General features: G+C 71.6%; 6 protein-coding genes. All 6 read left to right on the top strand.

The genetic code is table 11. The annotated features are described in order from the left end of the window. The first annotated feature begins 752 nt into the window (after positions 1-752). The 6 genes from ABZ464_RS18555 (at position 753) to asnB (ending at position 9,740) form a co-directional block, all read left to right on the top strand. Entirely contained in the window at positions 753-2,216 is a 1,464-nt protein-coding gene (locus tag ABZ464_RS18555; RefSeq protein ID WP_359277991.1) for a sugar transferase, read from the top strand. 73 nt (positions 2,217-2,289) lie between these two features. After that, positions 2,290-3,609: a nucleotide sugar dehydrogenase gene (locus tag ABZ464_RS18550; protein WP_359277946.1), complete on the top strand. Its 1,320-nt coding sequence runs from the start codon at positions 2,290-2,292 to the stop codon at positions 3,607-3,609. After that, positions 3,599-4,879 carry a glycosyltransferase family 4 protein gene (locus ABZ464_RS18545; protein WP_359277943.1) on the top strand — a complete coding sequence of 427 codons (1,281 nt, stop codon included), beginning with the start codon at positions 3,599-3,601 and terminating at the stop codon, positions 4,877-4,879. The genes ABZ464_RS18550 and ABZ464_RS18545 overlap by 11 nt, the downstream gene beginning before the upstream one ends. Next, positions 4,876-6,252 carry a Wzz/FepE/Etk N-terminal domain-containing protein gene (locus tag ABZ464_RS18540; RefSeq protein WP_359277940.1) on the top strand — a complete coding sequence of 459 codons (1,377 nt, stop codon included), beginning with the start codon at positions 4,876-4,878 and terminating at the stop codon, positions 6,250-6,252. Before ABZ464_RS18545 ends, ABZ464_RS18540 begins: the two co-directional genes overlap by 4 nt. After that, positions 6,249-7,802, top strand: coding sequence for a Wzz/FepE/Etk N-terminal domain-containing protein (locus tag ABZ464_RS18535; RefSeq protein WP_359277937.1), 1,554 nt, complete (start codon positions 6,249-6,251; stop codon positions 7,800-7,802). The genes ABZ464_RS18540 and ABZ464_RS18535 overlap by 4 nt, the downstream gene beginning before the upstream one ends. A 3-nt stretch (positions 7,803-7,805) precedes the next feature. Beyond that, positions 7,806-9,740 (top strand): asparagine synthase (glutamine-hydrolyzing), encoded by a 1,935-nt coding sequence (asnB, locus tag ABZ464_RS18530; protein WP_359277934.1) that lies wholly within the window; start codon positions 7,806-7,808, stop codon positions 9,738-9,740. Positions 9,741-9,742: the final 2 nt, after the last annotated feature.

The following is a 9,742-nucleotide window of genomic DNA, read 5'->3' as shown; positions in this document are numbered from 1 at the left end:
AAAACCGCCGACTCGGCGACGTCACCACCCTCACCGACTCCACCGTCATGGACCTCATCCAGGCCAAGCTCCCCGCAGCACCGAGCGAGGACTGAGGCCGCCCCACCGACGCGATCGAGTCGCGCGCCGTGTTGTCCGGAAAAGGCTTACTACGGCGCGCCGCTTGCTGCCGGGCCCGAGTCCCGCGCGGGGGCGGGCGGGCCGCCGGTGCGTGGGGTGGCGTAAAGGTGCCTGTGAGCCGCTCGTCGATCAGTGGATCAAGTCTCAAAGCTTGAACACAAATTACACACATCCTCTCTTCATACCGGGCCCCGATGGTCTAGATTGACCGTGCTTCAGCTGTTCGGACACGAGGCGACCGCTAACGATCTATAGGTCCGGCGCTGCGGAAGGCCCGCAGTCGCGTCCCCGGTGCCGGGCATGGGGGTGATCGATTCTTTGAACCCGAGGGGGGGCCTTGGGTGCGGGGAGCATCCATGGTTTCAGCGGGTTCCCGCGCACCTCGACAGTCCGGCAGGACACACGAACCTGCCGTCACGAGGGCGGGTTGTTCACATAGCTCTGCGATAGCCGACATCTCATGCGCGGGAGGCGGGGGCCTCCTTCGGGGAGAGGAACAGCGCGGCGCGGGAGGCGGGGGCCTCCCGGGGAGCGACAGAACGGGAGGGTGGGGGCCTCCCGGGGGGAGGAACAGTGTTGGGCGAACACGTCGAGCCACTGGGGACCTGGGGGGTTCTGTGCGGCAAGGGGGAATAGTCAGCCCGTTTCCTTCGGCGCGCGGGCGCCTGGCGAACGGGGCAATCAGTCAGCCCGCGACCGACTGGGAGCAGCGGTACCGCCGTACCGTCGTCACCAGTGACACCGTGACCACCGCCGTCGTGGTGGCCGGGATCGGCAACTTCTTCGGGGTCCGGGACGCGGCCAACTGGCATGAGAAGTGGGGGATTCTCGCCTTCGGCACCCAGCTGCTGGTGCTGGGGTCGCTCGCCGTGAGCCGGGCGTGGGCTCCGGCCGTGCTCGGCCAGGGCGCCGAGGAATTCCGCCGGCTCGGACGCTCGCTGTTCACGGCGACCGTCGTCCTGGCGCTCGGCGGGATCGCCCTCACCTCGCGCAACATCAAGCTCTGGATCTTCGTCGCGATCCCCACGATCGCGCTCACCACCATGACCGCGCGGTATCTGCTGCGCCTTCGGCTGCACAAGCAGCGCAAGGAAGGGCAGTGCCTGCGACCGGTGCTCGCCGCCGGGAGCCCGGCCACCGTGCGCGACCTGATCACCCGCACCCGCAAGTTCCCGCACCTCGGCTGGCGCGTGGACGCGGTGTGCACGACGAACGGTCCCGGCCTCGACGGTGACCACTTGGACGGAGTGCCGGTCGTCGGCCGGCTGGGGGACGTCGCCAAGCACGTCCACGGCGACGGCTACCGTGTCGTCGCGGTCACACCGGACCCGCACTGGTCACCGCACCGGCTGCAGCGGCTGGCCTGGAACCTCGAAGGCACCGACGCCGAGATGGTCGTGGCGCCCGTGCTGATGGAGGTGGCCGGCCCCCGGCTGCACGTCGACGCGGTGCTCGGGATACCGCTGCTGCGGGTCAGCATGCCCACCTTCACCGGGGGCCGCAGGGCGGTCAAAGCAGTCGTGGACCGGTTGGGCGCAACGATTCTGCTGTTGGTGTTCGCGCCGCTGATGGTGTTCGTCGGGCTGCTCGTGCTGTCGGACAGCCGGGGTGGGGTGTTCTACCGCCAGCGCAGGGTCGGCAAGGACGGCCGCGAGTTCACCATCCTCAAGTTCCGCACCATGGTCGCCGGGGCCGACGGGGCACGTGCCGCGCTCGCCGACCGCAACGAGGGCGCCGGCCCACTGTTCAAGCTGCGCCGGGACCCGCGGGTGACCCGGGTGGGCACCGTGCTGCGCCGGTACTCGATCGACGAGCTCCCGCAGCTGTTCAACGTGCTCACCGGATCGATGTCGCTCGTCGGTCCGCGGCCTCCGTTGCCGGAGGAGTCCGCCGCGTACGACCCGGACATCAAGCGGCGGCTGCTGGTCAAGCCCGGGCTCACCGGTCTGTGGCAGATCAGCGGACGCAGCGACCTGTCGTGGGAGGAGGCGGTGCGGCTGGACCTTCGGTACGTGGAGGACTGGTCGCTCGCCCTGGACACGGTGATCTTGTGGAAGACGCTGCGAGCGGTGCTCTACGGGCAGGGAGCCTACTGATGGGCGGAAATCGTCGTCCGGCCGATGCACGGACCGCAGGCCCGCGCGGGCCTGTGCGGGGGAGGAACGGGTCATGAAGGTCAGCGTTTTCGGGCTCGGCTACGTGGGCTGTGTGTCGGCCGCGTGCCTGGCCAGCATGGGGCACGAGGTCATCGGGGTCGACGTCAACCAGGTGAAGGTCGACCTGGTCAACGACGGCAAGGCCCCGGTGGTCGAGGAGCGGATCGGCGAGCTCATCGCCGAGGTCGTGGGGTCCGGGGCGCTCCGCGCAACCGGCGACGTCCGCGAGGCGATCATGGACAGCGAGGTGTCGCTGGTCTGCGTGGGCACGCCCTCGGAGCCCAACGGCAGCCTGTGCACCACCTACTTGGAGCGGGTCACCGAGGAGATCGGCGCCGCGCTGGCGGAGCGAGGTGGGAGGCACACCGTCGTCTTCCGCAGCACCATGCTCCCGGGCACCTGTCTGAACCTGCTGGTGCCGATCCTGGAGAAGTACGTCGGCGGCACCGCCGGGGTGGACGTCGGGGTCGCGGTCAACCCGGAGTTCCTGCGCGAGGGCACGAGCGTGCGGGACTTCTTCGACCCGCCGAAGACCGTCGTCGGCGAGCTCGACCCGGCCAGCGGCGACGCGGTGCTGGCGCTGTACGAGGGCCTGCCCGGCGAGGTGTTCCGGGTGCCGATCCCGACGGCCGAGGCGATCAAGTACGCGGACAACGCGTTCCACGGCCTGAAGATCGGCTTCGCGAACGAACTGGGCGCGGTGTGCCAGGCGCTCGGGGTGGACTCGCACCAGGTGATGGACGTGTTCCTGGCCGACCGCAAGCTGAACATCAGCCCCGCGTATCTGCGGCCCGGCTTCGCCTTCGGCGGCTCCTGCCTGCCCAAGGACCTGCGCAGCCTGGTGTTCGCGGCGCAGCGGGCCGACGTCTCGGTGCCCATCCTCGCCCATGTGCTGCCCTCCAACTCCGACCATCTGCAGCGCGCGGTGGAGCTGGTCGAGCGCACCGGCAGACGCCGGGTGGGGCTGTTCGGACTGTCCTTCAAACCCGGCACCGACGACCTCCGCGAGAGCCCCCTCGTCGAGCTGGCGGAGCGGCTCTTCGGCAAGGGGTACGACCTGAAGATCTACGACGCCAACGTGAGCCTGTCCCGGCTGCTCGGCGCGAACCGCGAGTACATCGAGACCCGGCTGCCGCATCTCGCGCAGCTGCTCGCGGATTCCGTCGACGAGGTCCTCGAGCACGCCGAGGTGTGCCTGGTCGGGAGCAGGGATCCGGCCGTGCTGTCGGCGCTGCCCCAGGGCGGCGACGGCCCGGTGATCGTCGACCTCATCCGCCTTCCCGACGCCGAGAAGCGCCGGGCCGAACCGGGGTACATGGGCCTTGCTTGGTGACACGGCGTTGGATGAGACGGCCGGCGGCGGCCGGCGGGAGCGGCGCGCGCTGATCCTGGTGGAGAACCTGTCGGTGCCGTTCGACCGGCGGGTGTGGCAGGAGTGCACGACGCTGCGCGACGCGGGCTGGACGGTGCACGTCATCTGCCCCCGGGGGAGCAAGCGGGACACCGAGGCGGAGGCGGAGATCGACGGGGTGCGGATCCACCGCTACCCGTTGCGCGCGGCCACCGGGGGGCCGGCCGGCTACCTGCGGGAGTACGGATCCGCGCTCTGGCACACGGTGCGGCTGGCCCGCAAGGTCGGCCCGGTCGATGTGGTGCACGCCTGCAACCCGCCCGACCTGCTGTTCCTGCCGGCCCGGTGGCTGAAGCGGCGCGGCGCGCGGTTCGTCTTCGACCAGCACGACCTGGTGCCCGAGCTGTACCTCTCGCGGTTCGACCGCGGCAAGGACCTGCTCTACCGCGCCGTGTGCGCGCTGGAACGGATGACCTACCGGGCCGCGGACGTCGTGCTCGCCACCAACGAGAGCTACCGGGACGTCGCGGTGCGCCGGGGCGGCCGCCGGCCGGAGGACGTCTTCGTGGTGCGCAGCGCACCCGACGTCGACCGGTTCCACCCCGTGCCGCCCGAGCCGGAGTTGAAGCGCGGCAAGCCCCATCTGCTGTGCTACCTGGGCGTGATGGGTCCGCAGGACGGCGTCGACTACGCCCTGCGGGCCCTGGCGAAGCTGCGCGACGAGCTCGGGCGGACCGACTGGCACGCGGTGTTCGTCGGCGCCGGCGACTCCTTCGACGCGATGGTGGAGCTGTCCGGGCGGCTCGGGCTCTCGGAGCAGGTGCAGTTCACCGGGCGCATTCCGGACGCCGACCTGGCGCGGTACCTGTCCACCGCGGACGTGTGCCTCTCCCCCGACCCGCGCAATCCGCTCAACGACGTGTCCACCATGAACAAGGTCCTCGAGTACATGGTGATGGGCCGGCCGATCGTGTCGTTCGACCTGAAGGAGGCGCGCGTCTCCGCCGGTGACGCCGCCGTCTACGCGCCCGCCAACGACGAGTCGGAGTTCGCCGGGCTCGTCGCGCAGCTGATGGACGATCCGGAGAAGCGGGCCCTGATGGGCAAGATCGGCCAGGAGCGGATCGGCGGACCGCTCTCCTGGCGGAACTCCCAGCGAGCCCTGCTCGCCGCCTACGCCGCCGCCTGCCGTGACCGGGCCGCGGGGCCGGCGCGCGACCCGGACCGGGAAGGGGAAGGGCCGCACCATTGAGCGATGACACGATACGCCTGGTCACGATCGGGCGGATTATCCGCCGTCGCTGGCGGCTGCTCACCCTCCTGGCCCTGGTGGGTGCGCTCGTCGGCTACGGCGCCTCCGTGCTGTTCCCGCCGCGCTACACGACCTCGGCGTCGGTGCTGCTGCCGGGGACGTGGGAGGAGCGCGAGCTGCTGACGCAGACGGAGGTGGCGACCAGTTCGGTGGTGGTCGACCGCGCGGCGGCCACCCTCGCCTGGCCGGGGGTGAGCAGCAGCGATCTGCGGGATCAGGTCAGCGCCAAGGCCACCGAAGGGAACATCATCAAGATCTCCGGCACGGCCGACACCCCGGAGCGCGCACAGCGGCTCTGCGACCAGGTGGCCAAGGAGTTCGTCTCCTACGCCACACGGATCGCGAGCGAGAGCGCCGACCCCGAAGCGACGGACGAGCTCGCCGCGCTGCAGAAGTCGGTGCAGGACACCAGCCGTCGTATCAGCCGGTTGGCCGACGCGGCCGATCCGGGGCAGACCGTGGAGAGCGTGCAGACCCGCACCGAGCTGGAGAAGCTGCGCACCGCACTGCGGGAGGCCATCAACACGTTGCAGCAGGCCGACCCGGCCGAGAACGTGGCGAAGAACATGGTCGTCATGGGGTCGGCGACCCGGCCGACCGGCGAGGCACCGCCGACGAGGGCGCAGCTCATCGCCGGCGGAGCACTGCTGTTCTTCCTGTGCGCGGTCATCGGCCATCTCACCGCCGCGCGGATGAGCCACCGGCTGCGCGGCGAACCGGAGATCACCGCGGCGCTGGGGGCGGCGCTGCTGGGTACCGTCGACGTACCCGTCGCACGGCCCACGCACCGGCCGGGAGGCCGTGGCCCGCGGGGCTGGATCCGCCGGCTGCTGGGCCTCGACGTCCGGTGGGACATCCCGGCACCGCAGACATCCGGGGACGAGGCCAGCAGGCAGATCCGCTACCGGCGGGTGTGCTCCCGCCTCCGGGACCAGCAGCCGGCCCCGCGGCGGCTGCTGGTCGTCTTCCCCGAGGGTGACGAGACCGCCCGCCGGGCCGCGGCGCAGCTCGTCGTCGAGGCCGGGACCGATCCGCTGCTGCGCGCGGTGGCGGTTTCGGTGTCCCGGCCGATGGTGCCGGACCGCGGCCAGGCGTCCGGTGCGCTGGTGGTGCTCAGCGTCGGCAGCTGGACCGCCGGGGAGCTGGCCGGAATCGCCGAGGCGTGTGCGGACGCCCAGCACACGGTCGTCGGCGTCGTCCTCGCCGGTCCGGTCCGTGCGGCGCGGTCGGCCGGCCGCCCCCGGCAAGCCGCCGCGCCGGCGCTCACGGCCTTCGAGAGCGAACTGGACGACGCGACGGGGGTCACAGGGTGACGACGAGTACGACTCCGGAGTCGTCGGCCGCCGCTCCACTGCTCGATCTGCAGGGCCTGGTGGCGGCGGTGCGCAGGCGGCGCCGCCTGTGGGGCTCCCTCGCGCTGCTGGGGCTGCTCGTCGGCGCGGCGGTGGCGTTCCTGCTGCCGCAGCCGCCGACCGCGGTGACCAAGGTGCTGGTCGCGCATGCGGACGACCAGCCGAGCGACCCGGGAACGCTGATCCGCACCGACGTCGCGCTGCTGCAGACCACGCGGATCGCCGGCAATGCCCTGAAGTCCCTCGGGTCCCAGGAAAAAGTCGAGGACTTCATGCGGGACTACAGCGGTGCCGGTTTGACCAACAACGTGCTGCAGATCACCGTGACCGGTGGCAGCGAGGCGGAAGCGGTGGCCCGCGCCAAGGCGTTGGCCGACGCGTTCGTCGCGGACCATGTGCGGCGGATTCAGGAGTCCGCGCACGCCGAGGCCAAGGCCCTGCTCGACCAGCGTGACCAGCTCAAGGCCCAACTGGCCCAGGTCAACAAGGCGATCGGAGACAGTACGGAGGAGGGTGGGCAGCAGTCGTCGGCGGACCTGGAGTCGCTCTACGCCCGCCGCGCCGAACTGACCTCGCAGATCACCGATTTCAGTCAGCGCGCCGGGGAGGCGAGCATCGGTACGCCCCGGCTCGTCGCCGGCACGCAGATCGTGGACGCCCCGTACCTGGTGCCGCACTCCCTGCCCAAGGCCGCTGTCACCGACGCCGGGATCGGGCTCTTCCTCGGGCTCTTCCTCGGGCTCGCGGTGGCCGCGGTCGGCGCGGTGGTGGCGGACCGTCCCGTGCTGCGCCGGGAGATCGCCGCGAACCTCGGCGCCTCGGTGATCGCGGAGCTGCCGCACCGGGCGGCGGGGCGATGGCAGCGCCGCCCGGTCCGGGCGGCACGCGAACGGCTCACCACGTCCCTGGCCCGCGCCGTGCGCGGCTCCGCGGAACCCGTGTCGCTGCTGGAACTGGGGTGCGCGCGTCACACGAGCGGGATCGCCCTGGACCTGGCCGGAGCACTGGCGGCGGAGGGGCCGGTGGTCGTCGTCGACGGTCTGCCCGGCCGCCGGCTCTCCGGCCGCCGCCCGAAGCAGGGGGACCCGACCGTGGTCACCGGCGAGGAGGCCGAGGCCGGGTCGCACCAGGGGCGCCGGCTCGGCGTCGGCTCGGTGGCGCCCGGCACGGCCTGGACCGATCTGCAGTACCTCGGCACCCGGACGGTGCTCGTCGTGCGGGCCGGGCACGGCAGCGCCGCTTGGCTGCACACCGTGGCGCGCCAGCTCGCGGACCAGCACATACCGGTGATCGGTGTGGTGCTGATCGACCCCGACCCGCGTGACCGGACCGACGGCACGCTGTGGGACGGGGTGCAGACCGCGCTGCGCGGCCGGAACGAGCGGCCGGCCCGGAAGATCGGTGGGGGTGCCTCCCACGCCGTTCAGGCAGTGGGGGAGGGCGTGCGACGGGCGGAGCGGCTGCCGATGTGGGCGGCACGGGTCCCGGACAGCGAGCAGGAGGCTCAGTAGGACATGTGTGGCATCGCAGGTACTTACCGGTGGCCGGACGGGAAGCTGGTGACCGACCGGCTCACCGACACCCTCGCCCATCGCGGTCCGGACGGGGCGGGCCGCTACAGCCATCCCCTCGGTGACGGCGAGGTGCACCTCGGACACCGCCGGCTGGCCATCATCGACCTGTCCGAGACCGGCGCCCAGCCGATGGTCTCGGGCGGCCTCGTCCTGACGTACAACGGCGAGCTGTACAACGCGCCCGAGCTGCGCGCCGAACTGGCGGCGGCCGGGGTGCGCTTCCGCGGCACCTCCGACACCGAGGTGCTGCTGGAGGCCTGGCGGCGCTGGGGGACCGACTGTCTGCCCCGGCTGCGCGGCATGTTCGCGTTCGGGATCTTCGACGAGCGCACCGGTGAGCTGGTGCTCGCCCGCGACCAGCTGGGCATCAAGCCGCTGTTCCTGCTGCGGCGCGGCGAGGGTCTGGTGTTCGCCTCCGAGCTGAAGGCGCTCGCCGCCGTGACCGGCGGGTCGCTTCAGGTGGACCACGCGGCGCTGGTGGCCTCGCTGCTGTACTACTGGGTGCCGGACTCACGGTGCGCGTTCCGCGAGGCGGAGAAGCTGCCGCCGGGGAGCTGGCTGAGGTGCCGGCCCGACGGCAGCGTGCAGCGCGGGCGGTACTGGCAGCTGAAGGACGTCGCCGCCGAGGGCCGGGAGCGGGCCCGGGCCGGCGAACTGCCGGACATAGCAGCGGTCGTCGAGGAGTCGACCCGGCGCCACCTGCTCTCCGACGTACCTGTGGCGACCTTCCTCTCCGGCGGTCTCGACTCCAGCTATCTGACCGCGCTGGCGGCCCGCGAGCGGCCCGGGATCTCCGCCTACACGATCGGGTTCCGCGCCGAGGACGCCAAGTTCGAGGCCATGCCGGACGACCTGCGCTATGCCCGGCAGGTGGCCGAGCGGTTCGGCGTCGACCTGCACGAGATCGAGATCGCCCCGAACGTGCTCGACCTGCTGCCGCAGATGACGTACAGCCTGGACGAGCCGATCGGCGACCCGGCCGCGATCAACACCTTCCTGATCTGCTCGGCCGCCCGGGAGGCCGGGGTCAAGGTGATGCTCTCCGGGATGGGCGCCGACGAGCTGTTCGCCGGGTACCGCAAGCACCTGGCCAACCTGCTCGCGCTGCGCTACCAGCGCGTCCCGCGGCCTCTGCGGCGCGGGGTCTCCCGTGCCGTGGAACGGCTGCCGGTCGCCACGTCCCGCCGGGGCCTGCGGTCGGTGCGCTTCGCCAAGCGGTTCCTCTCCTTCGCCGATCTGCCGGAGGAGACCGCGTTCCGGCGCAGCTACACCATGTATGACCAGGACGAACTGCTCGCTCTGGTCGATCCGGACCTGGCCCAGGCGGTCGACGACGTGCTGACCGAGCACGCGGACGTCTACCAGGACAACGAGCTCGACGACTTCGTCAACCGCATGTGCCTGGGCGACGCCCGGATGTTCCTGCCGGGCCTCAACCTCACCTACACCGACCGGTCGAGCATGGCCGCGTCGACCGAGGTGCGGGTGCCGTATGTGGACGTCGAGGTGGTCAAGGCGGCGTTCGCGGTGCCCGGCGATCGCAAGATAGCCGGTCGGCAGGGCAAGGCGGTCCTCAAGGAGGCGGCCACCTCGATCCTGCCCCGGGAGATCGTGTACCGGCCCAAGGGCTTGTTCAGCGCCCCGCTGCGCGCCTGGATGAGCCGGGATCTGGCGCCGCTGGTGCGCGAGGTGGTCAACGACGGCGAGCTCGTCCGCTCAGGGTTCCTGCGCCGCGACGCGCTGGCGCGGATGGTCGCCGAGGACGCCGCCGGACAGCAGGACTTCTCCAAGCATCTGTGGCATGTGCTGACCCTCGAGTACTGGTACCGCGACGCGACCTCCGGGTCCGGCCAGAGCACTCGGTTGACGGCTTAGGA

Origin of the sequence: Streptomyces sp. NPDC005820, from assembly GCF_040630255.1 — a bacterium.
GTDB lineage: Bacteria > Actinomycetota > Actinomycetes > Streptomycetales > Streptomycetaceae > Streptomyces.
This window is presented reverse-complemented; position numbering and strand designations above follow the sequence as displayed.